A 25179-nucleotide genomic window follows, 5' to 3' on the forward strand; every position below is an offset into this window, starting at 1 on the left:
TCCGGAACATAATGAACCTGTCCATTTTACAACAAAAATACGGAAAAACTCTCTTATTTCACATAGACGCCGAATGATCTCTTTGCATTCATTATCCAACCACTACCGGTTATTTCCGTGAAGGGTATGTATAACATGGATAACTACCAAGAACTCGAACCTGACAATTCAATGCCTCAATTTCAGCCATGGCTGCCGTGAGCAATACGGAGTCAACCGTTTCAATGACATCAATGTAAAAATAGTAGCTGCCCAAACGTTTCTTCGTTGGACGAGATTCAAGACGGGTCAAGTTCAGCTTTCTCCAAGCAAAAGCCGACAACACCTGATGGAGTGCACCCGGTGCATCCTCAGGCAATGTAACAAGCAAGCTTGTCTTTACATGATCCGGCTCACGCGGAATGCTGACAGGTTCATGCCCAATTAGTACAAAACGGGTATAGTTATTGTCATGATCCGTCACACGTTCAGCCATGATATCGAGACCATGCTTTTGAGCCGCAAGCTTTGTGCCGATTGCTACCCAGCCCTTACCTGGATTTTTTTTCACGATCTCCACCGCTTCAGCTGTGCTGTTCACGCCTTCAAGATCTGCATCAGGTGAATGTTGCCGAATAAAATTCTGACACTGCGGGATGGCCACAGGATGGGACATAATCTTCGTGATTTTGCCAAAGTCATATGTGCCATCGTCCGTGACAAATTCATTCCCATGTCCGATGACATTCTGAATGGAAGGGTATACCCACTCCGCTTGCATCGGGATATCCACTTCATTAACAAGCCAGTCCATATGCAGACTAACGGAGCCTTCAATTGTATTTTCAATCGGAATCACACTGTACTGTACACTCCCGCTATCAACCGCACGAAAAATGTCCGAAATGAGTTTGGAGTGCTGCAAATCGAGGGCTTCCCCATCGAAAAGAAAATCGATTGCTTCGTGCGAGACTGATCCTTCTGGTAAAACTGCAATTCGTTTCATGCGTTAACTTCCCCTTTGATCCTGTCCAAAAAAGGACGTTCATCTTGATCCGGCAGTATAAGGGCACCGTCCAGGTCCGGGTCCAGCCATAAGGCAGAGGCCGCGATTCCCTCCTGCTTCATAATACCGAGCAAATACTGTTCCAGTTCTGCCTTCCGGGTATCGTGACGATCTACCAGTGTAAGAACGGTTGGTCCAGCTCCGCTTAGCGCAGCCCCCAGCGCACCATGTTCAGTAGCATGTTCCAAAATCTCCGTCATGCCAGGTACCAGTGATGCACGATACGGCTGGTGAATCCGATCCGACATTGCCTTTTGAATCATATCCAGTCTACCACTGGCTAATGCAGCAACAAGCAATGAAGAACGGCTCACGTTGTGTACAACATCAGGCATACCAAATTGCTGTGGAATAACATTTCGTGCTTTGGAAGTAGATAGCTGGAAGTCAGGCACGATAACCAAAGCCTGCAAATCCTGGTGAGGCTCGATACGAAGGTAGTCGACGCGTCGGCCATCCCAAGCTGCTGTAATGATTCCGCCATATAATGATGCACCGACATTGTCCGGATGTTTCTCCAGAGCTGTTGCCATATCCAGTAATTTATTATTAGATAACGGACTGCCGATCAATGCATTGGCACCAGCCAGCGCACCAACAATTGCCGAAGCACTGCTTCCAAGTCCCCGAGTGAGGGGGATATCCGAATACATCGAAATTTCAAGCTCAGGTACAGAGACCCCAGCCTCATCAAATACCATCTGCGCCACTTGGTAAATCAGATTTGATTTATCCGAGGGCAAGCCCGTTAGATGTTCTCCATACAGATGAAATATCGTCTGAGATGCCGGTTTAATCTCAAGCCAGGCATACAAAGACAAGGCCATGCCCAGGGTATCAAACCCTGGACCCAGATTGGCTGTGCTTGCCGGGATTTTTACGGTTACTCTACCACGCAAGCTCATACAGACTGTTGTTCCAGTTGGGCAATAGCTGCCATAACTGCCTCTTCTGTATCTTCAACGACCAGCGGCTCCACAGCAGCCGTTTTAATTGCTACATTCGGATCTTTCAGGCCGTTACCTGTTAACACGCATACAACCGTTTCTCCGCCTTTGAAGTAGCCCTCACTATGCAATTTGTACACACCAGCCACGGATGCAGCAGAAGCCGGTTCAGCAAATACCCCTTCACGTGCCGCAATGGTGCGGTATGCCGCCAAAATTTCGTCATCCGTAACGTAGTTAATCTGACCATTTGACTCTTCAGCTGCAGCCACTGCTGTTTTCCAGCTGGCAGGGTTACCGATTCGAATCGCTGTAGCTACAGTTTCTGGCTCAAGAATGGGTTCTCCCTTAACAATTGCCATAGCTCCTTCTGCCTCAAACCCGACCATACGCGGCAATGTGTTCGATTTCCCTGCCTCTTTATACTCTTTAAATCCTTTCCAGTATGCTGAAATATTACCCGCATTACCAACCGGAATAGCCAGAACGTCCGGTGCATCTCCCAATTGCTCAACCAATTCAAAAGCAGCTGTCTTCTGTCCTTCAATCCGGTATGGATTCACAGAGTTTACGAGTGTAATCGGGTGTTTAGCCGTAATTTCACGTACAATCTCAAGGGCACGGTCAAAGTTACCATTGATCGCGATGACTTTGGCACCATAGATCATCGCTTGAGCGAGTTTACCCAATGCAATATTGTTATTTGGAATCAATACGATACAATTCAACCCACCACGTGCGGCATAGGCTGCAGCAGCTGCGGATGTATTACCAGTAGATGCACACATAATCGTACGGCTGCCTTCTTCCATTGCTTTGGCAACAGCCATAACCATTCCGCGGTCCTTGAAAGAACCTGTAGGATTCAAGCCTTCATATTTGAAATACAGATTCAATCCGAGTTCCTTCGACAGATTCTCTGCATGAATCAGCGGCGTATTTCCTTCCTGAAGTGTAAGCTGTGGCGTATTTTCATTGACTGGAAGGTGTTCTTTGTAAGTTTGCAGTAATCCTTGATATCTCATTGTAGGTAAACTCCTTTAGGTTTAATGATCTAGATTCATGAAATGACGATTTGCTTGCAAAACAAAAATATAAACTAATTATATTTTAAAATGACTCAACAACTAACCTTCTACACGATAAACACTCTTAATGCGGCGAATCACGTTGAGTGATTCAAAATGCTTAAGCACCTTGTCCATGCTCGCCTTACTTGCATTATGTGTAACGATAATGATCTCAGCGTCTGGATTGTGCTCATTCGGCTGTTGCACAACAGAAGCGAGACTGACTTCATATTCGGCAAAAATCTGCGTAATCTGCGCCAGCACCCCTGCTTTGTCGTCCACATGCAGTAATATAAAATTTTTCGAAAAAATCTGCTCATCACTCTGCAGTCTCTTCTGTTTATATGGCACGATTGCTTTTAATCCGTTTACACCAAGCTTGAGGTTTTTCGTTACGGCAACAATGTCAGCAACTACGGAAGTAGCTGTTGGCATTTCACCCGCCCCTGCTCCGTAAAACATCGTCTCGCCTACCGCCTCACCGTGCACATACACTGCATTGAACACACCATTTACCGATGCGATTGGGTGGTTCTTTCTCACCATCGTTGGTTGCACACTAATCGTAATCTCATCATCGATGCGATCTGCGATGCCAAGTAACTTCAACTCATATCCCAGTCTTTTAGCATACGTTATATCTTCACGCGTGACGGAGGAGATCCCCTTAACGGTAACATCCTTCAATTCCACATTCGTCCGGAAACCGAGGGTACCCAAGATTGCCATTTTTCGAGCAGCATCGAGTCCTTCCACATCTGAGGTCGGGTCTGTTTCCGCATACCCTAAAGCTTGTGCTTCCGCTAGCACCTCTTCATAGGATGCGCCTTCCTGACTCATTTTCGTCAAAATATAGTTCGTTGTGCCGTTCACAATCCCCATAATCCGCGTGATCCGGTCCGAAGAGAAACCTTCAATCAGCGTGCGGATGATCGGGATGCCTCCAGCCACACTGGCCTCATAAAATACATCACATTGCTTTTCCTGCGCTTTAGCCAGAATCTCTGAACCGTGCAATGCCATAAGATCCTTGTTCGCTGTTACAATATGTTTCCCACGTTCCAGTGCTTCAAGAATATATTCTTTCGTCTGATCGATGCCGCCCATCACTTCAACGATAACATCAATGTCCGGGTGACGAATGACATCCCAAGGGTTCTCTGTTAGCTTAGCCCGGTCAATAGGAATAACACGATCCTTCTCCGTGTTCTTCACCGCAATCTTCTCAATGATAATTGGCGATCCCACCTGGCTGCTCAGATCCTCCTGATTCCCTTCCACAATTCGGACAACGCCCGTTCCAACCGTGCCCAGGCCCAACAATCCGACTTTTACCGGTTTCACTAACGACCTACCCCCTATTGTCTAATCCTATATTCTCTAAGCTCGATTAACCTTGGCCCACGATCCGTGTACGCTTCACCCCAGGCATATCTTGCATTCGATCCAGCATTTCTCCAATCTCTCCATGCAGATGCGTCGTTTCCACGGAAATGACAACATTGGCTCTGCCCTGAAGTGGAATACTCTGATTAATCGTAAGCACGTTGGCTCCATAACCTGCAAAATGTCCAAGCACACGAGACAGAATACCAGACTGATGCTCCAGGTCAATCGAGATCGTTACGATTCGCTCACGCTCCAGCTGATTGATCAGATGGATTCCATCTTTGTACTTGTAAAAGGCACTTCGGCTTAATCCGACCTGCTCGACGGCCTCATGCACTGTTTTAACATCACCGGAAGCAAGCAGCTCTTTCACCTGCATCGTTTTTACCACAGCTTCAGGCAAAATATCTTCCCGTACTAAGTAATAGCGTTCATTCACAGAACGTCCTCTCCTCAAAGACTCATGTATTCATATAGTGGACATTATATAGGATGAATCACAAAAGGGCAATACGTGACATGTCTATTTTTCAAAAACTGTTTCTCACATTATACAGACTTCTCTTTCTCATGTCAGAAAACAAACAAAAAAAACGCAGCCTCACGGTAACTTCCCGCTTCACTGCGTTCTCATTTTTATTAAGCAATCATCAGCCGATGATGTTCACAATTTTTTTTGGCCTAGCGGCTTAGTAGTAACTACTGCTTTCCACAAATTCAAACTCAAAATCTCCAATACGCACAATCGTACCTTCCACGGCACCACGTTTACGAAGCTCATCATCCACACCCATGTGACGAAGTGTACGCGCCAACTTCAGAATAGCCTCGTGTGAATTCAACTGCATCCGTTTCATCATGCGATCAATCTTGACACTCTCCACAATGAATGTATCGTTCTCACGCACAATACGGAAACCTTCGTCCTCTTTTTTGTCCAAACTGTATACTTTACGCTCGGAGAGATCGGCTACTTCTTCTACTTCAGGCTCATCCGGAATCTGATCCAGCAGATCAGCTGCTCTGTACAACAGTTCCTGAATACCCTTACGAGTCAGCGACGAAATAGGCATCACTTCGATATCTGGCTTCACTTCACGAACCTGTTGCAAAAATTGCTCCAAATTAGCTTCGGAATCCGGCATATCCATTTTGTTCGCAGCTACGACCTGCGGCCTCTCGGCAAGCACAGGATTGTATAGTCTCAGTTCATCATTAATCTTCTGCCAGTCTTCGAAAGGATCACGTCCTTCAGAACCCGACATATCCACAACATGAATAATAACTCGTGTCCGCTCAACATGTCGCAGGAACTCATGTCCTAGTCCGACACCCTCATGCGCCCCTTCAATCAGACCCGGCAAATCAGCCATCACAAAGCTACGACCTTCACCTACACCAACAACACCCAAGTTAGGTGTAATGGTTGTAAAGTGGTATGCCCCAATCTTTGGCTTGGCAGCAGATACGACAGACAACAACGTAGATTTACCTACACTCGGAAAACCAACCAGACCGACATCCGCCATAACCTTAAGCTCAAGTACGATATAACGTTCTTCGCCTTCCTCACCGTTCTCGGCAAGTTCAGGTGCCGGGTTTCTTGGCGTTGCAAAGCGAATGTTACCACGTCCCCCACGTCCACCTTTGGCTACAACCACCTGCTGACCATGACGCGTTAGATCAGCTAATACCTCTCCAGTATCATCATCGACAATAACGGTTCCTGGCGGGATGCTCACAATCATATTTTCCGCGTTAGCGCCGTGCTGGCTCTTATTTCTCCCCTTCTCTCCACGTGGGGCTTTAAAGATTCGTCGATAACGGAGGTCCAACAATGTCCGCAGACCTTCATCTACTCGGAAAATAATATCAGCTCCCCGGCCGCCATCGCCACCGGCAGGGCCACCCTCCGGTACATATTTCTCACGACGGAAAGAGACGATACCGTCTCCTCCATCTCCTGCTTTCACATAAATCTTCGCTTTATCAACAAACATTGGTTACCCCTTCTTCCTATATTCCACAAGGCATTCTGAATTGTACAAACGTATCCCCAGACGGAAGCTGCTCCGTTCTGACTTTTTTACCTTTGAGTACAGCTGTTAATTGCCGCAGCGTTTCTGGATCTGGGGTTTGATCTCCGTCCAACCGGACAACGACATCTCCATGATCCTGTCCGAAGTTCAAGGTCAGTTTGCGTACCTCTCCCCAAGACGACCGGCCACCGCCATACTGATAGGCCCGAATTGCATCCGCAATCGCCCCCGTAAGCGACTCGCCATCCTCGGGAGAGACCAGAGCACTGAGCTGCAGCTCTTCTTCTACTTCCACATGCAATTCCAGTGCAGCTCCACTGGCCCGAAAAGATTGCAAATAAAAGACGAGAGAAGGTATACCTAATTTAGATATACGGCTTTCTTCCGTTACCCGCTCTTTTATTCTTTCCACACATTGCAGGGATTTATCAAGTTTGCCCAGCCTAAGATATCCATATAACACTTGGAGATCGTTCATCCAGTCATGCCGATGATGATTTAATGAAGCTATTGCTGTTTTTTCCATGGATTGAATGATGATTCTGCGTTCCGCCTCCGCCTGCTTTTTCATCGCATATCCTGATACTAACATCACTGCGACGGACCAAAATGCGCACACAACGCTCGTAAAAGACGCTGGATACAACATAACGAAAACCAAAGGAATCACAAGTGAACATGCCGCAATCCACGGCACTCTTTTCCAGGATTTCATGGCTTCTCCCCGTTCTACCAAACTAGGTTGGTTTCAACCCACCGTAACCAAGTATAACATGTCTTTTCTGCCAGTTCATTATCGAATAGTCGCAGAATGCAAAAAACCTCCGGCAAAAATGCCGAAGGCTCCTTAGGCGGAATGCCGATATTAAGCTTCTACTGCAGCTGCTACTGGAGCAACGTTTACAGGGTAGATGCTTACTTTTTTGCGATCGCGACCCCAACGTTCGAATTTAACAACGCCGTCGATTTTCGCGAACAAAGTGTCATCTTTACCGATACCTACGTTTGTTCCTGGGTGAATTTTCGTTCCGCGTTGGCGAACGAGAATGCTACCACCAGTTACAGTTTGGCCATCTGCACGTTTAACACCCAGACGTTGTGCATTACTGTCACGTCCGTTCTTCGTGGAACCTACACCTTTTTTCGATGCGAACAACTGAAGATTTAATTTCAACATGATTGGTTTTCCTCCTTCTTTGCTTATTGGTGTTGCTGTATTTGAATATACTTCCCGTATGACTCTGCAATATTAGAGAGCATAACTACCATGGATTCGAGCAACAACTGTACCTGAGAAAAAGTTTCCCCTTTTGCCAGCACCGGTAAAGAACCGCTTAAAAAGCCATTCTTCATCTTGGCATCCATCTCGATACCAGTTAATGCTTCAATCGAGTTCACTGTACCTACTGTAACAGCAGATACCCCGGCACATACGATATCTTCTCCACGCTTGGCAAAATTGGCATGCCCTTCGATAGAAAAGCGTTCGATGTTCCCGTCCTCATCACGAAAGATTTGAACGATAATCACTTATCGCACCTTCTTACGCTTTGATTTTTTCGATAGTTACTTTAGTGTACGGTTGACGGTGACCTTGCTTCACATGGTAGTTCTTTTTCGGTTTGTATTTGTATACAACAACCTTTTGACCTTTGCCATGTTTCTCAACCTTAGCCGTTACAGTAGCTCCGGAAACCAATGGTGTACCTGCTGTCAAACCTTGATCGTTAGATACAGCCAGGACACGGTCGAACGTTACGCTTTCGCCGTCGTTCACATTCAATTTCTCGATGAACAGAACATCGCCCTCTTGGACTTTGTACTGTTTGCCGCCTGTTTCAATAATTGCGTACATTTGCCTTGCACCTCCTCATGTCTCAGACTCGCCCGTTCTCAGGTGACAGTACCTTGCGGAACTGTTCTTAAACCTGGTCAGTGCGGTTACAGCATGTGCAAGACCAATAGGCTTAAACACATACTTGATGATTATATCACGCAGTATATTAAAAATCAATGCAAAGGTGAAATATATCTTTTCCCCGTGCCATGACAGGAAGAACAAGCTTCCACGTAGGGCAAGGTACTTTCTTCTCTTACTTTTTTGCGAGTCAGTTCAAGCAACCCGAGTTTCGTCCATCCCATTACAAAAGCTTTGGTCCGATCCTTACGTAGCTCCTGCTCCAGCACAGACGCTACATCATGCCGATTCGATGCCTCTTCCATATCGATGAAATCAACGATAATCATGCCGCCAATGTCCCGTAGTCGCATTAACCGGGCAATCTCCACTGCAGCCTGCATGTTGGTTTCGGTTACCGTCTCTTCCAGACTATCTCCACCTGCTCCGGTATACTTGCCTGTATTCACATCAATCACGGTCAACGCTTCGGTATGATCAATAACGATATAGCCACCTCCGGGTAGCCAAACTTTGCGGGCAAAATCTTTGTTCAGCTGTTCCTGTACACCGTAAGCATCAAAGATAGATTCCGTTCCGGAATACACCTGAACTCGAGGCTCATGCCCTGGACAGATCTCTTCAAGCAACGTCCGTATTACGCGAGCCTGTCCTTCACTATCCGTGATCACCTCGTCACTACCAGGAGTATACACATCTCTAATCACTCGCTGAATCATGCTTTGGTCTTGGTGCAACAAGCTTGGAGAAGGCAAACTGTCTGCTTTTTCTCGAATCAGAAGCCACTGAGCTCGTAATGCCTCCAAATCAGTCTGAATGGCCTCATTGGCTTCTTCCGCAGATACGGTACGAATAATCAGCCCTTCTTCGTCCCGAAGCAACCGCTCTCCCATCCCTTTGAGGCGGGAACGATCCCCCTCCCGGGCAATCTTTTTGGAAACAGCCACATAACCCGCTACAGGCATGTAGACAAGCCAGCGGCCCGGAAGTGAATAATGAGTCGTCACCCGGGCTCCTTTGCTTCCTACCGGTTCCTTCAGAACCTGTACAATTAATTCCTGACCCGGACGCAGCAACTCCGAGATGGAAGGTTTTATTTTAGGTTGCTTCTCCAGATGGGGGTGGAGCACATCATCCACATACAGAAACGCATTCTTTCTCTGACCAATATCCACAAAGGCAGCCTGCATACCCGGTAACACATTCACTACCCGTCCCTTGAAAAAGGAACCTAGCAACCCGCGCTCGCGTGTACGCTCTGCCGTGAACTCCACAGCTTTGCCTTCTTCCAGAAGCGCCATTTGCATGAGGTTATGTTCATTATGTACAATCATTTGTTTCATGGCTTCACCTCTAGAAGACCCTTCAATTTATCCACATCCATTTCATATTATAGGCAATAACGATCATAAATGTATTACCCCGTTTGAGAGCAGGTTCATCAGTAGGCTTCAAAATTTATCGGTATTTTGTTGAAAGTACGAGCCAATCACTCTCTGTTCAGGCAAAACCGCCAAGATACGTCCCTGCTTATTCATCACGTATACCATATGGTACTGTTCCCTTTTTAATAGACGCAAAATAGTGTCCAAAGGTTTCGCTGGGAACGAGATTATCGGTTGGGCCAAGCCACCTGTAGTTGCATACCGGACAAAAACAGCTTCCCGGTTCATCAGAAAACGGATAAAACGATAAGGCACGTTCCGATAATCAGTAAAATTGGAGTAAAACAAAAAAAGGCCTATTAATAAAAGGTTCAACGGTAGCCCGTAATCGCCGGAAAGCCACCGGCTAATCGCAACCAAAATAACCCCTGCGCTACACAGGATACTGATGCGATAAGTCCACATGAGTGTAGTATAGTAAGGAGCCCACAGGCTGACAATCGCCTGAACGATCTTTCCCCCGTCCAAAGGCAATACTGGCAACAGATTAAACAAAGCAATGAGCAGGTTGGCTTGGATGATATAATCCAGAAACAGTGGGTCCCCCAACTGAAATCGGCTTAGAAGCAGTACTATGCCAACCATCAGAATGTTCTGCAACGGTCCAGCCAAGGCAATGACAATCTCGCGGTAAGCCGTCAGTTTGCCTCCATCTTCAATAACAGCCACTCCCCCAAAGGGAAGCATCTGTATAGACAATACACGGCAGCCCAGAAGGGCCGCCGCGGCAGCATGTCCGCATTCATGAATAAATACGATGGCAAATAGCGTGATCAGTTCAATAAAATGTCCAGTCAACAGCGAGGTCATCATGATAATGACAAAAAACGGGTGAAGCGAGATTCGCACTCCCCACACCCTAATCAAGGGCAACGACTTCCGCAGGGTCTACGTACTCTTCTCCTTCTTTTATCGCAAAATAAAGCGTAGCAGGCTGATCCGTGCTTCCACCCTTTAAGCGTCCCACCACATTCCCCGCTTCGACCCAATCATTCACCTGAACGTCACTCTCGTTCATCCGGCCGTATATGGCCGTCACCTTACCAGCGTGCTGGATAACGACGGTATACCCGCTGGTTGCATCCCCCAGAACCTCAAGCACACGCCCAGCACCTGAGCTGACGACTTGCACGAGCCCTCCTGTAGTAGCGGCATCTGGAACAATCTCAATTCCCTTCATACTTAAAGCAAATGGCTGAACGACCGTACCTGAAATTGGTTTACCGAGAAGCTGGCGGATTCCTGAGCCGTTTACTACATCAGTGGTATGTCCAAGTACCGGCAGGAAAGAAGGTGTCCCACCGAAATTCCGTTCATACCATGCCGTAGCCGCAGCAAAATCCATATCGTTATGAAGTACATCAGCAATAACGGTTTTAGGTGCTATCGTCCATGATGCATTTAATTGAAACAGTCCCCACACGCCTGCAAATAGTACTGCACTGACTACCGTACGCCGTAGGAACGATCGAAACAAATTAAAACCAGAACGCCCTGTAGGGCCGAAATGTCCATTTTCCTTCTTCCACAACCATTCCGGGTCTCTTTCCGCTGGTTCCTCTACAAAAACAAACGGCTTCTGCCGGTTCGTTTCATCATGCTCGCTATTTCTACCTTGATCTTTACTTCCATCTATACTTATGTCTGCATTTCTCTCTCTTTCACTGCCCTGATCTCTTTCTCTTCCACGATCCCATCGAAAAACCGGCTTTTGTTCTTGCAACACTTCATGCACTGCCCCATCCATAAGCCGCCGTATCCGCTCTTCTCGTCTCTGTTTGATTCTCCGTTTTGTATTCATGCCATGTCCTCCCGCTGAGGCTTGTTTACTACATCCTATGAATCAACAGCAAAGAATATGAACAAGCCTCCATACTAACTGAACCGAAAATAAGCTTTAGCTTTAAATTACGAATGTTGTGTGTGGGAGTGTCACTACGGCAGTTTACCAAATAGCTGACGCACGTAATCACACGTAATAAACCAAAGAAAAGCCTATGAGTAGTGAGTAGACAGTGAGTAAACGAGGCATACACAAAAAAACAGCCGGACACGCTGCCCCGGCTGTTACTTGAAGTTCAATTTAACTAAATTTATTTCACGCTCTACGTACCCTTTAACCCATCCCGAAAAATTTCTTGAAACGGGAAAATGCGCCCTTCTTCTGCTCCATCTGCATTAATGGCACGGTATCTCCCAAAATTCGTCTTGCAATATTGCGATAAGCAATGGCTGCAAGTGAATCTGGGTTCATCACTGTAGGTTCGCCAGAATTGGCAGCCTTGATGACAAGTTCATCATCTGGCACGATGCCAATCAGGTCGATGTTAAGTACTTGTAAAATACCATCGATATCAAGCATGTCACCTGACTTCACCATATTGTTGCGAATCCGGTTCACTACCAGCTTAGGAGACTGAATGTGTGAACTCTCCAGCAAGCCGATGACACGGTCCGCATCACGAACTGCTGCATTTTCCGGTGTAGTGACCACGATGGCCTGATCTGCTCCTGCTACCGCATTTTTGAATCCCTGCTCAATCCCTGCCGGGCAGTCAATAATGACGTATTCAAAATCTTTTTTGAGTTCCAGGATGATATCTTTCACCTGTTCTGGCGATACAGAGTTTTTGTCTCTCGTCTGCGCTGCAGGCAACATGTATAATTCTTCGAAACGCTTGTCTTTTACCAAAGCCTGATTCAAACGGCAACGGCCGTCCGCAACATCGCACAGATCGTAAATAATGCGGTTCTCGAGTCCCATCACAACATCCAGATTACGAAGGCCGATATCGGTATCGACCAAACAAACCTTTTTGCCAAGCAGCGCCAGGGCTGTCCCGATGTTTGCCGAGGTGGTCGTCTTACCCACACCGCCTTTACCCGAAGTGATCACGATCGCCTCTCCCATGAGCTACACTCCTTTAAACACATTAAAATCTCGGCGCAACCGAACGATATTGCTCATCTTGTCGATCTGCATCTGATTGTCCTGCAAATAAGCAAATTCCATTCCGGTTTCATGACTCTCCCATTCATCCGGAGGACGACTGATTACATCGGCAATACGCAACTGTGTTGGCGCAAATACCGATGCTGCGATAATAGCCTCTTCGTCCCCGCTGATTCCAGCATGAGCCATACCTCTGAGTGAACCCAAAACATATATATCCCCAGTACACGTCACCGTGCCCCCTGGATTGATATCTCCGAGAAACAGGAGATTCCCCTCATGATGAAGCACCTGACCTGATCGTACCATGCCGCACATCGTCACAATCGGCGGGGGACCTTTGACCTCCTGTACAAGTGCAGGCGAGTCAAAGGATCGGATCAGTAGATTCCCTTTTTGCTTCAATATATCCAGAATCTCTTCTTTCTGATCTTCCGTAATTTCTCGCGCTCCCAGCTTGATATCCACATGAACAATCGGTCCGGTCAAAATGTTTTGATGGCTGTGTTCCAGCTTATAGCGGAGCTCATAGAGCAATTCCTCGAATTCACATTGATCGTCCAACAGGAAAACCAAGCCGTCTCGGATGCCTTTAATCGTTACGTGATTCGATTTCACCGTCATAAGCCTGTCCCTCCCATCTCATTACATTTCGTGCCCCGGTTCCCAAGTTCCTGCTTCTTGCTCCATAAATGTCATCAGGAAGCTTCATCTGCTTTACTTTTAGGTGTGCCGATCTTCTCCAGCTGTTTGCGCAGAGGCACATAAATGATCAGGGTAAACACAAAGTGAACAAACAGATTAGGGATCATGTATTCAATCAGTGCCCAGTCAAAGGTCACATGATTGAGCTGGAAGAGCTTGTATAAGAAAAATAACATCGTATCATTCAGCAAACTTCCAAGCAGGACAACTGAAACCATGATGGGCATCGGTGCACGCGGTGCTTGAAATATAAGTCCCATCATATAAGCAGATAATCCCATGGAGAATCCGTAAGGGCCAATCATCTCCCCGTAGAAGACGACATCATGCAAGAGTCCAAATAATATGCCGAGCACAAGGGCTGTATGCCTGTGATAATACACAGCAAAAAATAAAATAACGATATAAACCAGGTTGGCTGATATACGCATTTGCCAGGCTGAAGGAATGATCTGCGGCAGAATCGTATCTTCAGCAATGAACAGAATGAACAGTAACAGAAACAGAACCTGTTTGCGCGTAACCATTATTGTTTAACCTCAGGCGGAATGATCACAATCAGCTCTTTCCAATCGAGGAAGTTGGCATAGGGTTTAATTGTAGCCGTCTGTGTTAAACCATATTCGCTCTTCTCGACGCTTTTCACTTCTCCAATACGCATGTACTTTGGAAAATTGTTGATGATACCAGATGAGATAATTTCATCACCTTTTGCGATATTGGAATCCTCTGCAATCTTGGTCATCTTTAACATACCGCTCTTCGGATCATAACTCTCGATCATACCAAACACTTTCTCTTTGCCTACAGCCGTAGCCGCAATCGCATTCGATGTTGGGTCATTAGCATCCATTGAAGTTAGCAAGTTCACCGTTGATGTATACGAACTGACATGGCTGATCACCCCAACCAAACCTTCCTGTGATGTAACAGCCATACCTGGTTTGATGCCTGCATTCTCCCCGATGTCTATGTTAATCGTTCTACTGTTCGGATCGGAATTGGCACTTATTACTTGGGCAATTCGAGAACCATAATTGTATCGATTCTGTTGTTCTTTTGTAAAATTGAGCGCTTGCTCGAGTTGCTTGTTTTTTTGCTCTAAGTCATTGTATTTCAATCGGTCACGTGTATAGTGTCCCATCGCGATGCGAAGCTCTTCATTTTCCTCGTATACCGCACGCATGTTCGCCACATCTTTGAAAAAGCCCGCTACATAAGAAGCGGGCTTGTAAAATACGTATTGTACAAATCCAACTGAATCCTTGAGGAATTTCTCCGGCCAGGATAAATTGGCTCGCGGACTAAGCGTAAAGCCCATCAGCGCGATAAATGTAACAAGGCCCACCAGCAAAACAAAAAGTCTTTTGTTGCCAAGCAGTTTAAACAGTTCCAACACCCTCTAACATCCATTATTCTCTTCCGAGCCCAGCCCGGCGGGGAGATATCAGACCTGAAGTTCATGCGAGAATATCAATCGATCCTCCCCTGTTAAGCGGGTTATAGCTCTCCCGGGATTATCCGGGTAATCTACATTGAAGTGTTGCCGCCCAATCAAGGATCAGACGGCAAGCAATCCATTAACGCTTGGAACGAACTGCTGAACTGCTTCTGCTTTTGAACATATGAATATTTTCCAGTGCTTTACCTGTGCCGATCGCTACGCAATCTAGCGGATTCTCCGCAACAATGACAGGCATTCCTGTCTCTCCAGCAAGCAGCTTATCCAGATTGCGAAGCAGAGCTCCGCCGCCTGTCAGGACAATTCCCCGATCCATAATGTCTGCTGCAAGCTCAGGAGGGCACTTCTCAAGTGTTACTTTTACCGCTTCAACAATAGCATTCACGGTGTCTGCCAGAGCTTCGCTAATCTCATCAGAAGTAATGGTAATCGTCTTCGGCAGACCTGTTACCAGATCACGTCCGCGAATTTCCATCGTTTCCACTTGTTCCAGCGGCATAGCTGAACCGATATCCATCTTCAACTGTTCGGATGTACGTTCACCGATCATCAGATTGTATTGGCGTTTGATGTACTGAATCACGGATTCATCCATCTCGTCACCTGCTACACGCACCGAACGGCTGGTTACGATACCACCTAGAGAAATGACTGCCACTTCAGTCGTACCGCCACCAATATCAACGACCATACTGCCTGTCGGTTCCCATACGGGCAGATCTGCACCAATAGCGGCTGCAAATGGTTCTTCGATCGTGTAAGCCTCACGTGCTCCTGCCTGTTTGGTCGCATCTTCAACTGCACGTTGTTCCACGGCCGTAATTCCGGATGGTACACATACCATCACGTTAGGATGACGCTGAAACATAGAGCGTTGCTTCTGTGCCTGACGAATAAAGTATTTGATCATCGTTGCAGTAGTATCGAAGTCAGCAATTACGCCATCTTTCATTGGACGAATAGCGCGGATATTGCCAGGTGTACGTCCAATCATTTTTTTAGCGGACTCACCCACAGCCTCGATACTTTTTGTATCCGTACGCAGTGCGACAACCGAAGGCTCGCGCACCACAATTCCTTTTCCACGTACATAAACCAGCGTATTCGCTGTCCCCAAATCAATACCCAAATCTTTCGTAAAACCACCAAACATGACGTATTCTCCTTTTCTGCCTCATATTGCTGCTCCTGTTTCATTACAAGAGCATAACTTTCATTCCCACGAAACCGTGGAGCTAATATTCGCATGTAGTATTTTGAATCTGAATCTGCAAAGTAAAGTGAACCTATCTTTGACGGACACGTCCGTTATCATTCATAGGAAAACATCAACGCCAACCATTATATTATACCAAGCCCTTCTCCTTCAAACTTACGTATGTTCCATCACCAATAACAAGGTGGTCCAGAACGTCAATGCCCACGATTGCACCGGCTTCAATCAGTCTTTTGGTTATCTGAATATCTTCCGGACTAGGCGTTGGATCACCGCTGGGATGGTTATGTGCGCACACAATTGAGGCACTGCTACATTTGATGGCGGCACGAAATACTTCACGCGGATGTACAATTGAAGCATTCAGGCTGCCCATGGAGAGTGTTTCCTGAGCTATGATATGATTTTTGCTATTCAAAAAAAGACACACAAAATGTTCTTTCTGCAAATAACGCAGTTGTTCCATTAGAATATCCGCAGCATCACGCGGTGTACGGATCGATGTCGATGGAGCAAGCCGACTCTTGGCAATCCGATGGCCCAGTTCAATACCTGCTTTAAGCTGAACCGCTTTGGCTTGTCCAATGCCCTTCATAGCTGTCATCTCTTCAAGGCTCAGATCCATCAACGAACGGATGCCACCTGCTTGATTCAGTATCCGCTGTGCCATATGCATGGCGGATTCCTGTCTCGTTCCTGTTCGAAGTAATATAGCAAGCAATTCGGTATGACTCAAGGCGCCCGCCCCATATTCCATCATGCGTTCTCTCGGGCGATCTTCCTGGGGGATGTCGCGCATCATGTATTGAGGCGACTCCATACGTTCCCTCTTTTCACAGCATCCGTTTTGATTATGTTTGTGGCAACACGTACACGCCAAATCCCTCCAGCATGTCACTGAGCAGAGATAGTGGCAAGCCTACCACATTAAAATAACATCCTTCAATGCGGTCGATCAGTGAAGCGCCAATGCCTTGAATAGCATATGACCCTGCTTTGTCTGAAGGTTCTCCCGTCTTCACGTACGCACGAATCGTAGCTTCAGACAGTTCCTTCATCGTTACATCCGTCTGACGATAATGCACCACCGAATGTCCGGTAGCTGCATCGATACAAGCAACACCCGTAAACACACGATGTTCCCGTCCTTGCAGACGTGACAACATCTGCTCAGCATCAGACTCATCCACAGGCTTGCCCAGAATCTCATTGTCAAGCACAACAACGGTATCACTGCCGACGATAATGGCATCTTTACTGCTACCTTCCAGTCCACGATACACAGCAAGCGCCTTGCGAAGAGCCAATTCTTGCACGGTCTGTTCTGGGGTCCAGTCTAATGGTGTATTCTCATCGGCATAACTCGGTATAACTTCAAACGCTAAATGGAGTGACGCGATCAGTTCCTTGCGCCGCGGCGATGTGGAGGCCAGAATAATCGGGCGCTGTTCTGTGTTATTCGACATTAACGGCTCCTTATACTACGGCAACATCTGTCCGAATCACAATAATAGATGTCACTAGTTTATTTTTTTGGTCAACATTCGTCATTCTCCTACAGTCTGCGATACAGCCACACAGCCGCAATAATACCAATCAGACTCAGGAGGCTCATTTGAAATTGAAATGAAAGGTCATAACTGAAAATATCGAGATCAGCCTGGGGCGACCAGCGAATCGTCGTGACCTTGGTTAAAAAGGCTACAGCTTTAACAGGCTGCAGTGCCTTGGCGATCCACGCTCCGGCCATCCAGCCAAGCAGCAGAAACAATAATAACACGCCGAAGTTTTTTTTCATCGGTTAATCTTCCCTCGCCATTTTTTGACACCCACATTATTATACGGGGTTTTGTACGTCAATACAAACACAAATCCGGCAGGGGGAACTATTTCCAGTTCCTTGCCGGATAGGAGTTTTGAGGCGTTGTTATGGGAATAGGAGCTTTATTGCTTTATAGACTCAAGCCACTTTTTCTGTTGGAGCACATACTCCATCAAATCTGACTGTACCGCCCACATGTGAACAGCGTCCGGATTTTTATTATACTCTGCAATGGCTGTTATCGCACTGTTCATCGATTTCTCCATGCTGGTCACAACCGGTTGAACGTCTACCGCCATTCCAGGCGCAAGGCTCTTTATGCCGGTCAACCACGTTTGATGCTGCGTCTGTACCGCTTCCATCATCTCTGGTGAAATGGCTGCTTGTACTGACTGACCCAATTGCTGGATCGAGAGTGTTGATAACTGATCGATAAGCGCGGAGCTGTTTTTGAAGAAAAGAGCAACGTCCTCATGCTTATTACCAAAGATCGCCGGATCCACCGCCGGATTGACGATCTCTTTGACATATAATTCGACTCCCTGAGACTTTAGTCTGCTACTGAGGAGCTTGGCCTCCTCACGATCCGCAGAGATGCCGGCATATACGCGATTGCCATCTTCAGGGTCCGAACTCGCAGCTAAGCCCGTTTGGGTGAGTTCAAGCTTCGCTTGTTCCGCTCGCTCCGGAGAACTAAACACTCCATATTGTAGGGCATAATATGTACCGCCTGCAGATGAAATTTCAAGTTGCCCTGCTGTTCCGGCCTCCCCCTCCTGACCTGACACAGTAGAAATGCTCTGATTCACAGGAAGCATTTCATCCGGTTTCACCACGTTCTCCTTGTTAAAAAGGGACAAAATAACCATACCGAACAGTGCTCCGGTTACCAATGCCCCTGAAACAGAGCCGATCATCTTCCAGCCTCTGGGAGGACGATTTCGTTTATATGAATAGTTCTCCGATTCGATCATCCAGTTATGGCCCTGATCCAGATCTTGACTTCTTTCCGAATCAAATTCATATTTATCATCCTGCATATTCCGATCTGAGGCGTAGTTTGTATGGGGTGAACGGGAAGCATCTGCCAGAATCGTCCCTCCCCAATCCATAGGCATGTCCTCTACTGCCATTGATGAACTAGAGGTGTTGTTTGTGTCTGGTTCAGGCTTCGGCAACGACTGTACTGTATTAGGCAAATTTTCGTTCATTGTGACCAGTGTACTGGATGCCGTCATCCCCTGCTTTTCCAGCTTGTCCGACTCCTGATCTCCGAAGCGAAACGTCATTCTGGCGTTGCTCACCCGTACCCTCTCCTTTGTCCCATTTATATCATCTATATGTTGAGATGGAGGATAACATTCCACGGAATGATTAAATCTTCAGACTTTCTAATCATATGAATCCCAAGCCAAAAACGCCTGGCTCCATGAAGAAGACAGACGTTTTAAGTACGGTACCCGTTGATCAAAAGGTTCATGGAACATATACTCCGATGAGAAATCACAAGAATAGTAGCGATTGTTCCCCAATTTGTTGATCCCTAAGTTCAACTTGCATCATTTTGAAATCACAAAATTATTTCAAACCTTTGGCGAGTATATCGCCCACTTTCCAAATATCCCCTGCGCCCATCGTAAGCACAAGATCTCCTGGTTGTAGCCGCGGCTCTAGATCAGCCACAACTTCCTCTTTGGTCGGCAGGTATCTTGCTGATGCATTGCTGTTCTGCACTATCAGTTCAACGAGTCTTGCGGAGTGGACACCTTCAATCTGCTTTTCACCGGCAGGAGAATAGATATCGGTAATCAGCACCTCATCTGCCTCGGCAAAAGCCCGGCTGAACGCATCCAGCAGGAAAAATGTCCGTGTATAACGCTGCGGCTGAAATACAGCAATTATTCGTTTACCTGTTGCTTTCGCCGCACTGATTGTAGCTTCAATTTCTGTAGGGTGATGAGCGTAATCGTCAATAATGAGCATATCACGCGCCTCACCCAACACCTGAAATCTGCGTTTCGCCCCATGGAATTGCACGATCGCTGCTGTAATCTTCTCAAACGGAATGCCTGCTTCAAGACAGGTAATAACCGTAGCCATCGCATTGTAGACGTTGTGTTTACCAGGTACCGACAACTCCACTGTTCCCATCGCTCTACCTCGATGATTCATGGTGAACGAGATACGGCGATCCCCGAGAACAATATCTGTAGCTGTGTAATCAGCAGCCTGCTCGATGCCGTAAGTTGTAATGCGAGACTTGAGATGCGGCAAAATAGCCTGCACATTTTCATCATCAGCGCATACAATGGCTGTGCCCTCTGGACGAATCTGACTGAGGAACTGTACATAAGCTTTCTTTAGTTCCTCGAAGTCACTGTTATAATTCTCTAGATGGTCAGCTTCAATGTTCGTTACGATGCCAAGCCAAGGATGGTACTGTAAAAAAGAGCCATCGCTCTCGTCCGCTTCCGCGACAACCCACTCGCCTTGACCTGCTTTGGCATTGGTTCCCAAATTCATGATTTCTCCACCTATAATATAGGTAGGATCTATTTCACATTGCTCCATAACCAGTGCGATCATGGAAGAAGTTGTCGTTTTGCCATGCGCACCTGCAACGGCCACGCCTTTGCGCTCGTTTAACAGACGTGCCAGCATTTGAGCGCGATGAAGGATAGGTATGTTTAGCTGCTCCGCAGCTACACGTTCCACATTATCCGCAGGAGCTGCTGTAGAATAAACGACAAGATCCGCCCCGTTCACATGCTCCGCGGTATGTCCAATATATATTTTCGCCCCTTTGGCTGCCAACTTCTCTGTCAACTCCTGTGAAGCGACATCCGATCCGGTAACGGTATATCCCATCTCCAGCATAACCCGGGCGATGGCACTCATGCCATAACCGCCAATCCCTATAAAATGAACATGTTCCGATGTGTTTAACAAAACTTTCACCAACCTTTTTCAGAATCGGTTTGATGCAAAAGGGCCGCCCGCACGTCCGCAATCAGATAAAGCGTGCCGGAAACCACCCCCAGATCCTCCGCTTCCGTCCGTGACATCAATAGATCAAGTGCCTTTGCCCAGTTCGGCTCGACGATGATATCCAGTTCCTGCTTCGCAATGGCGGGACGTACCCGTTCGACAATCTGCAACAATTCGGTTGCAGCCATTTTACGGCGGAAATCTGGCTCGGTCAGGATCAGCGTATCCACTAGTGGCAGTATATGCTGCAAATATGCTTCGTGATGCTTATTCGCCAGCATACCCATCATCAAAATTAACTTTTTTTGGGGATAACCGTCGATAATGCTCTTGGCAAGCGATTCTGCCCCTTCAGGATTATGCGCTCCATCGAGTACAATCAGTGGATTGTCACTGACTTTCTCAAATCTTCCCGCCCAGAAGGCATTCTCAAAACCAAGTTTAATATCGTCTTCATCCAGCATAAATGCCATATATTGTCTTAGTAATTCAAGAGACATTAATGCAGCAACAGCATTATCACATTGATATAAACCTTGCATACGAATGTGAATATTCAGATCACGGAATGGACCGGAGAACTGAAGCGTTTGTCCATCCTTGCTACTTTCAAGCCTTTGGTATGAAAATTGGTCCCCAGCCAAGTACACCGTTGATTGCAATCGCTTCGCTCTCTCCTGAATGACCTTTACGGCTTCAGGTTGTACAGCACAGGTTACAACGGGTACACCCGGCTTAATAATGCCCGCCTTTTCATGTGCAATCTGCTCAACGGTATCTCCAAGGATATCCGTATGATCCATACCGATATTGGTGATGACGGACACAACGGGAGTAACAATATTCGTTACGTCCATCCTTCCCCCAAGCCCAGTCTCCCATACTACAATATCGGGGTAACACTCTTCCGCGTAATATAGCAGTGCCAGTGCCGTCGATACTTCAAACATCGTCGGTGAGCCGAGCGGTGTTGACGCCATTTCTTTTACGAGAGGAAGCAAACGATTCGACAGCTTTAACAATGTCTCTTCTGGGATGTCTTCACCGTTATATTGAAAACGGTTTGTAAACTTGGTGATATAAGGTGATGTAAACGTTCCAACGTCATATCCCGCTTGAAGCAGTACTGACGTCAAAAAAGCGCAAGTCGAACCTTTACCGTTCGTTCCCGCGACATGAATGAATTTGAGCCGTTGGTGCGGATTGCCAAGCTGTGACATCAGACTTTCAATACGTTCAAGCCCAGGCCTGATACCAAAAGGAATAAGGCCATTGATCCAATCCACGGCCTCATCATACGTCTGTAAAGGAGTAGCTTTATCTGTCCCGTTTAATTCCGTCATCTGATTCACCTTCAGTTCCCTGTTTGATTGAAGATTGAAAAAAGCAGCCGGATGGCGCCAAAAGCGTTCCATCCGACCCTTTTTGATATTAACCTTTGAGCTCTTTGATTCGTGCGATGACTTTATCCCGTTTATCCGAATAATCCGCTTGTTTGGCGCGTTCTTCCTCGATAACTTTAGCAGGAGCCTTCGCTACGAATCCCTCATTCGCCAGTTTTTTCTCCACACGGAGTACTTCACCTTCAAGGTTCTGAAGTTCTTTCTCCAGACGAGCTACTTCCTGCTCAATATCAATCAGACCTGCGAGCGGCAAGTACAATTCCGCTCCCGTGATGATCGCTGTCATGGCTTTGTCTGGTGAACTCAGATCCAATCCGCTCTCGAATTCGGATGTATTACAGAAGCGTTTGATGTAATGACTGTTGCGTTCGATAATACTAGATGCTTCCTCACTGTTCGCTTTGACCATTAATTCGATCTTTTTGCTCATCGGCACATTCACTTCGGCACGGATGTTCCGAACAGCACGAATGGTATCCATCAGCAAGTTCATCTCCGCAACAGCTCCCGGATTCTCCAGCGAAGGGTCGTATACTGGCCAGGAAGCAAGTGTAATGGTCTCTCCCTCATGAGGCAGATGTTGCCAGATCTCTTCAGAGATGTATGGCATAAACGGATGAATCAGGCGCATGGTCTGATCCAGCACGTAGGCCAGCACCGATTGTGTTTTCTTTTTCGCAACCGGATCTTCTCCGTAGAATGACAGCTTGGCGAATTCGATGTACCAGTCACACAGATCATCCCAGATAAAGTTGTACAATACACGCCCTGTTTCCCCAAACTCATACGCATCGATTAGACGCGTAATATCTCGGGAAGTTTCGTTGAGGCGGTGCAAAATCCAATAATCCGCTGTTCCAAGCTCACCGCTGATGTCACGATCTTCATAAGTGAAACCTTCCAGATTCATCAACGCAAAGCGGGAAGCATTCCAGATTTTGTTGGCGAAGTTACGAGCCTGCTCGACCCGCTCCCAGCGGAAACGCAAATCCTGTCCCGGAGTACTGCTGGTCGAGATCATGTAACGCATCGCATCTGCACCGTACTTCTCGATAACATCAAGCGGGTCTACACCGTTCCCAAGAGACTTGGACATCTTACGTCCATCAGCGTCACGTACAAGACCATGCATCAGTACATCCTTGAACGGAATTTCATCCGTAAATTCCAGGGCAGTGAAGATCATACGTGCCACCCAGAAATAAATGATGTCATAACCTGTAACGAGTACATTGGTTGGATAATAACGCTTCAGATCATCTGTATTTTCAGGCCAGCCCAATGTAGAGAACGGCCATAGTCCCGAGCTAAACCACGTATCCAGAACGTCCTCATCCTGTTTCAGCTTGCGCCCTGCATATTCTGGCAATGTTGTTGGATCTTCTGTGGATACAATCACTTCACCTGTTTCTTCGTCGTACCAAGCAGGAATACGATGTCCCCACCACAGTTGACGGGAAATACACCAGTCACGAACGTTTTCAATCCAGTTCAGATACGTTTTCTCAAAACGATCCGGAACAAAGTTAACCCCTTCGCCGCTTTGCTGCTTTTTGATTGCTCTCTCCGCGAGTGGTTTCATCTCTACGAACCATTGTGTGGACAAGTAAGGCTCCACTACTGCTCCGGTGCGCTCACTGTGTCCAACCTGGTGCATATGATCTTCAATATTAATCAGGACACCTTGTTCTTTTAGATCAGCCACGATCTGTTTGCGGCATTCGCTACGATCCAGCCCCTGATATTTGCCAGCTTCCGCATTCATTGTTCCACTTTCATCCATAACGGTAATTTGAGGCAAGTCATGACGTAAACCTACTTCAAAGTCATTCGGATCATGCGCAGGTGTGATTTTCACTGCACCGCTACCGAACTCTTTGTCTACGTAGTCATCCGCAATAACTGGAATCTCACGACCGATGATTGGCAATACGAGTGTTTTACCGATCATGTCTGCATAACGTTCATCTTTAGGATGAACGGCAACAGCAGAATCACCCAGCATCGTTTCTGGACGTGTCGTTGCCACAGTAATGTGACCACTCCCGTCTTTGAGCGGATAACGCAGATGATAGAGATGACCCTGAACTTCCTTATATTCAACCTCAATATCCGAGAGCGCCGTACGATTCACCGGATCCCAGTTAATGATACGTTTACCGCGATAAATAAGTCCTTTCTCATATAACTGCACAAATACTTTACGCACCGCTTTGGATAGACCTTCATCCAGCGTAAAACGTTCACGGGAGTAGTCGAGAGACAGACCCATTTTGCCCCATTGCTGACGAATGGTTGTAGCGTACTGGTCTTTCCAATCCCAGACTTTCTCCAGAAACTTCTCACGTCCCAGATCATAACGCGTCAATCCATCTTCACGCAGCTTCTGTTCCACTTTCGTCTGGGTCGCAATCCCTGCGTGGTCGGAACCTGGCAACCAAAGTGCGTCATAACCCTGCATCCGTTTTGTACGAATGAGGATATCCTGCAGGGTAAAGTCAAGTGCATGACCAATGTGAAGCATACCTGTTACGTTCGGTGGTGGAATTACAATGGTATATGGCTCGGCATCCTTGCGTTTACCCGCTTGGAAATACCCGCGCTCCGTCCAGGTGGAGTACCATTTATCTTCTGCCGCCTTCGGATCGTAAGTCGTCGGCATTTCAGTTGTTGCTTTTTTTTGTTCAGACATGTTTCATTCCTCCGTTACGTCATCTTCATCGCTAAAAAAACAAAAAAACCTTTCATCCATCAAAGGACGAAAGGTTAGCTTTCGC

The 25179-nt window shown here is 46.8% G+C and carries 25 protein-coding genes and 2 other annotated features (1 of these 27 only partly in view); all 25 genes read right to left on the reverse strand.

All coding sequences use genetic code 11. From position 1 onward, the window contains the following. Positions 1 to 109 precede the first annotated feature (109 nt). The 25 genes from pheA to MKY23_RS22205 all read right to left on the reverse strand — a co-directional run bounded on the left by pheA (position 110) and on the right by MKY23_RS22205 (position 25094). Complete coding sequence (pheA, locus tag MKY23_RS22085; protein WP_154985529.1) at positions 110 to 985, reverse strand: prephenate dehydratase; 876 nt, start codon at positions 983 to 985, stop codon at positions 110 to 112. Next, complete coding sequence (gene thrB, locus MKY23_RS22090; protein WP_154985528.1) at positions 982 to 1950, reverse strand: homoserine kinase; 969 nt, start codon at positions 1948 to 1950, stop codon at positions 982 to 984. The genes pheA and thrB overlap by 4 nt, the downstream gene beginning before the upstream one ends. Then, positions 1947 to 3017: a threonine synthase gene (gene thrC / locus MKY23_RS22095; RefSeq protein ID WP_090919073.1), complete on the reverse strand. Its 1071-nt coding sequence runs from the start codon at positions 3015 to 3017 to the stop codon at positions 1947 to 1949. The genes thrB and thrC overlap by 4 nt, the downstream gene beginning before the upstream one ends. A 102-nt stretch (positions 3018 to 3119) precedes the next feature. Next, the gene (locus MKY23_RS22100; protein ID WP_154985527.1) at positions 3120 to 4406 is read right to left on the reverse strand and encodes a homoserine dehydrogenase; all 1287 of its coding nucleotides are present in this window, start codon (positions 4404 to 4406) and stop codon (positions 3120 to 3122) included. 46 nt (positions 4407 to 4452) lie between these two features. Next, the gene (locus MKY23_RS22105; RefSeq protein WP_110898886.1) at positions 4453 to 4890 is read right to left on the reverse strand and encodes an ACT domain-containing protein; all 438 of its coding nucleotides are present in this window, start codon (positions 4888 to 4890) and stop codon (positions 4453 to 4455) included. A 250-nt stretch (positions 4891 to 5140) separates the two neighbouring features. Then, positions 5141 to 6451: a GTPase ObgE gene (gene obgE / locus MKY23_RS22110; RefSeq protein ID WP_154985526.1), complete on the reverse strand. Its 1311-nt coding sequence runs from the start codon at positions 6449 to 6451 to the stop codon at positions 5141 to 5143. 16 nt (positions 6452 to 6467) lie between these two features. Further along, a complete protein-coding gene (locus tag MKY23_RS22115) occupies positions 6468 to 7205 on the reverse strand; it encodes a Spo0B domain-containing protein (RefSeq protein WP_154985525.1) in 738 nt (245 codons plus the stop codon). 150 nt (positions 7206 to 7355) lie between these two features. Beyond that, entirely contained in the window at positions 7356 to 7667 is a 312-nt protein-coding gene (gene rpmA, locus MKY23_RS22120; RefSeq protein WP_017692622.1) for a 50S ribosomal protein L27, read from the reverse strand. Positions 7668 to 7690: 23 nt separating this feature from the next. Further along, the gene (locus MKY23_RS22125) at positions 7691 to 8020 is read right to left on the reverse strand and encodes a ribosomal-processing cysteine protease Prp (RefSeq protein ID WP_090919083.1); all 330 of its coding nucleotides are present in this window, start codon (positions 8018 to 8020) and stop codon (positions 7691 to 7693) included. A 13-nt stretch (positions 8021 to 8033) separates the two neighbouring features. Beyond that, positions 8034 to 8345: a 50S ribosomal protein L21 gene (gene rplU, locus MKY23_RS22130; RefSeq protein ID WP_154985524.1), complete on the reverse strand. Its 312-nt coding sequence runs from the start codon at positions 8343 to 8345 to the stop codon at positions 8034 to 8036. Positions 8346 to 8359: 14 nt separating this feature from the next. Next, positions 8360 to 8443, reverse strand: a sequence feature (ribosomal protein L21 leader region). Positions 8444 to 8500: 57 nt separating this feature from the next. Further along, positions 8501 to 9751 (reverse strand): Rne/Rng family ribonuclease, encoded by a 1251-nt coding sequence (locus tag MKY23_RS22135; RefSeq protein WP_090919087.1) that lies wholly within the window; start codon positions 9749 to 9751, stop codon positions 8501 to 8503. Positions 9752 to 9859: 108 nt separating this feature from the next. After that, complete coding sequence (locus tag MKY23_RS22140) at positions 9860 to 10720, reverse strand: M50 family metallopeptidase (RefSeq protein WP_154985523.1); 861 nt, start codon at positions 10718 to 10720, stop codon at positions 9860 to 9862. Next, positions 10713 to 11654 (reverse strand): M23 family metallopeptidase, encoded by a 942-nt coding sequence (locus tag MKY23_RS22145; RefSeq protein ID WP_154985522.1) that lies wholly within the window; start codon positions 11652 to 11654, stop codon positions 10713 to 10715. The genes MKY23_RS22140 and MKY23_RS22145 overlap by 8 nt, the downstream gene beginning before the upstream one ends. A 315-nt stretch (positions 11655 to 11969) precedes the next feature. Continuing rightward, on the reverse strand, positions 11970 to 12764 hold the full coding sequence (gene minD, locus MKY23_RS22150) for a septum site-determining protein MinD (protein WP_090919093.1): 795 nt from the start codon (positions 12762 to 12764) through the stop codon (positions 11970 to 11972). Between the two features lie 3 nt (positions 12765 to 12767). Then, positions 12768 to 13430, reverse strand: a complete 663-nt coding sequence (minC, locus tag MKY23_RS22155) for a septum site-determining protein MinC (protein WP_090919095.1) — start codon at positions 13428 to 13430, stop codon at positions 12768 to 12770. A 74-nt stretch (positions 13431 to 13504) separates the two neighbouring features. Then, positions 13505 to 14038 (reverse strand): rod shape-determining protein MreD, encoded by a 534-nt coding sequence (gene mreD / locus MKY23_RS22160; protein WP_090919098.1) that lies wholly within the window; start codon positions 14036 to 14038, stop codon positions 13505 to 13507. Then, complete coding sequence (mreC, locus tag MKY23_RS22165; RefSeq protein WP_090919101.1) at positions 14038 to 14910, reverse strand: rod shape-determining protein MreC; 873 nt, start codon at positions 14908 to 14910, stop codon at positions 14038 to 14040. The genes mreD and mreC overlap by 1 nt, the downstream gene beginning before the upstream one ends. Positions 14911 to 15091: 181 nt before the next feature. Further along, entirely contained in the window at positions 15092 to 16126 is a 1035-nt protein-coding gene (locus tag MKY23_RS22170; protein WP_090919103.1) for a rod shape-determining protein, read from the reverse strand. A gap of 193 nt (positions 16127 to 16319) precedes the next feature. Beyond that, a complete protein-coding gene (radC, locus tag MKY23_RS22175) occupies positions 16320 to 17009 on the reverse strand; it encodes a DNA repair protein RadC (protein ID WP_090919105.1) in 690 nt (229 codons plus the stop codon). A gap of 31 nt (positions 17010 to 17040) precedes the next feature. Then, complete coding sequence (locus MKY23_RS22180) at positions 17041 to 17655, reverse strand: Maf family protein (protein ID WP_339832258.1); 615 nt, start codon at positions 17653 to 17655, stop codon at positions 17041 to 17043. Positions 17656 to 17744: 89 nt separating this feature from the next. Continuing rightward, positions 17745 to 17987: a DUF4321 domain-containing protein gene (locus MKY23_RS22185; RefSeq protein WP_090919108.1), complete on the reverse strand. Its 243-nt coding sequence runs from the start codon at positions 17985 to 17987 to the stop codon at positions 17745 to 17747. Between the two features lie 146 nt (positions 17988 to 18133). Next, positions 18134 to 19315 (reverse strand): SPOR domain-containing protein, encoded by a 1182-nt coding sequence (locus tag MKY23_RS22190; RefSeq protein WP_339832260.1) that lies wholly within the window; start codon positions 19313 to 19315, stop codon positions 18134 to 18136. 274 nt (positions 19316 to 19589) lie between these two features. Beyond that, the gene (murC, locus tag MKY23_RS22195) at positions 19590 to 20909 is read right to left on the reverse strand and encodes a UDP-N-acetylmuramate--L-alanine ligase (RefSeq protein WP_339839627.1); all 1320 of its coding nucleotides are present in this window, start codon (positions 20907 to 20909) and stop codon (positions 19590 to 19592) included. Between the two features lie 56 nt (positions 20910 to 20965). After that, a complete protein-coding gene (locus MKY23_RS22200) occupies positions 20966 to 22342 on the reverse strand; it encodes a folylpolyglutamate synthase/dihydrofolate synthase family protein (RefSeq protein ID WP_339839630.1) in 1377 nt (458 codons plus the stop codon). Between the two features lie 88 nt (positions 22343 to 22430). Next, the gene (locus MKY23_RS22205) at positions 22431 to 25094 is read right to left on the reverse strand and encodes a valine--tRNA ligase (protein WP_339832263.1); all 2664 of its coding nucleotides are present in this window, start codon (positions 25092 to 25094) and stop codon (positions 22431 to 22433) included. 59 nt (positions 25095 to 25153) lie between these two features. Then, positions 25154 to 25179: a binding site (T-box leader), on the reverse strand (it continues 259 nt past the right edge of the window).

This window comes from Paenibacillus sp. FSL R7-0272 (genome assembly GCF_037969905.1).
Lineage (GTDB): Bacteria > Bacillota > Bacilli > Paenibacillales > Paenibacillaceae > Paenibacillus > Paenibacillus polysaccharolyticus.

Excerpts from the sequence above, each read along its gene's own strand:
- MKY23_RS22180 (WP_339832258.1), bottom strand. The coding sequence starts at position 17,655 with ATGTCGAATAACACAGAACAGCGCCCGATTATTCTGGCCTCCACATCG.
- obgE (WP_154985526.1), bottom strand. The coding sequence starts at position 6,451 with ATGTTTGTTGATAAAGCGAAGATTTATGTGAAAGCAGGAGATGGAGGA.
- minC (WP_090919095.1), bottom strand. The coding sequence starts at position 13,430 with ATGACGGTGAAATCGAATCACGTAACGATTAAAGGCATCCGAGACGGC.
- MKY23_RS22200 (WP_339839630.1), bottom strand. The coding sequence starts at position 22,342 with ATGACGGAATTAAACGGGACAGATAAAGCTACTCCTTTACAGACGTAT.
- MKY23_RS22115 (WP_154985525.1), bottom strand. The coding sequence starts at position 7,205 with ATGAAATCCTGGAAAAGAGTGCCGTGGATTGCGGCATGTTCACTTGTG.
- radC (WP_090919105.1), bottom strand. The coding sequence starts at position 17,009 with ATGGAGTCGCCTCAATACATGATGCGCGACATCCCCCAGGAAGATCGC.
- MKY23_RS22170 (WP_090919103.1), bottom strand. The coding sequence starts at position 16,126 with ATGTTTGGTGGTTTTACGAAAGATTTGGGTATTGATTTGGGGACAGCG.
- thrB (WP_154985528.1), bottom strand. The coding sequence starts at position 1,950 with ATGAGCTTGCGTGGTAGAGTAACCGTAAAAATCCCGGCAAGCACAGCC.
- MKY23_RS22205 (WP_339832263.1), bottom strand. The coding sequence starts at position 25,094 with ATGTCTGAACAAAAAAAAGCAACAACTGAAATGCCGACGACTTACGAT.
- mreD (WP_090919098.1), bottom strand. The coding sequence starts at position 14,038 with ATGGTTACGCGCAAACAGGTTCTGTTTCTGTTACTGTTCATTCTGTTC.
- pheA (WP_154985529.1), bottom strand. The coding sequence starts at position 985 with ATGAAACGAATTGCAGTTTTACCAGAAGGATCAGTCTCGCACGAAGCA.
- rplU (WP_154985524.1), bottom strand. The coding sequence starts at position 8,345 with ATGTACGCAATTATTGAAACAGGCGGCAAACAGTACAAAGTCCAAGAG.
- MKY23_RS22185 (WP_090919108.1), bottom strand. The coding sequence starts at position 17,987 with ATGAAAAAAAACTTCGGCGTGTTATTATTGTTTCTGCTGCTTGGCTGG.
- rpmA (WP_017692622.1), bottom strand. The coding sequence starts at position 7,667 with ATGTTGAAATTAAATCTTCAGTTGTTCGCATCGAAAAAAGGTGTAGGT.
- MKY23_RS22135 (WP_090919087.1), bottom strand. The coding sequence starts at position 9,751 with ATGAAACAAATGATTGTACATAATGAACATAACCTCATGCAAATGGCG.
- thrC (WP_090919073.1), bottom strand. The coding sequence starts at position 3,017 with ATGAGATATCAAGGATTACTGCAAACTTACAAAGAACACCTTCCAGTC.
- minD (WP_090919093.1), bottom strand. The coding sequence starts at position 12,764 with ATGGGAGAGGCGATCGTGATCACTTCGGGTAAAGGCGGTGTGGGTAAG.
- MKY23_RS22145 (WP_154985522.1), bottom strand. The coding sequence starts at position 11,654 with ATGAATACAAAACGGAGAATCAAACAGAGACGAGAAGAGCGGATACGG.
- murC (WP_339839627.1), bottom strand. The coding sequence starts at position 20,909 with ATGAGTGCCATCGCCCGGGTTATGCTGGAGATGGGATATACCGTTACC.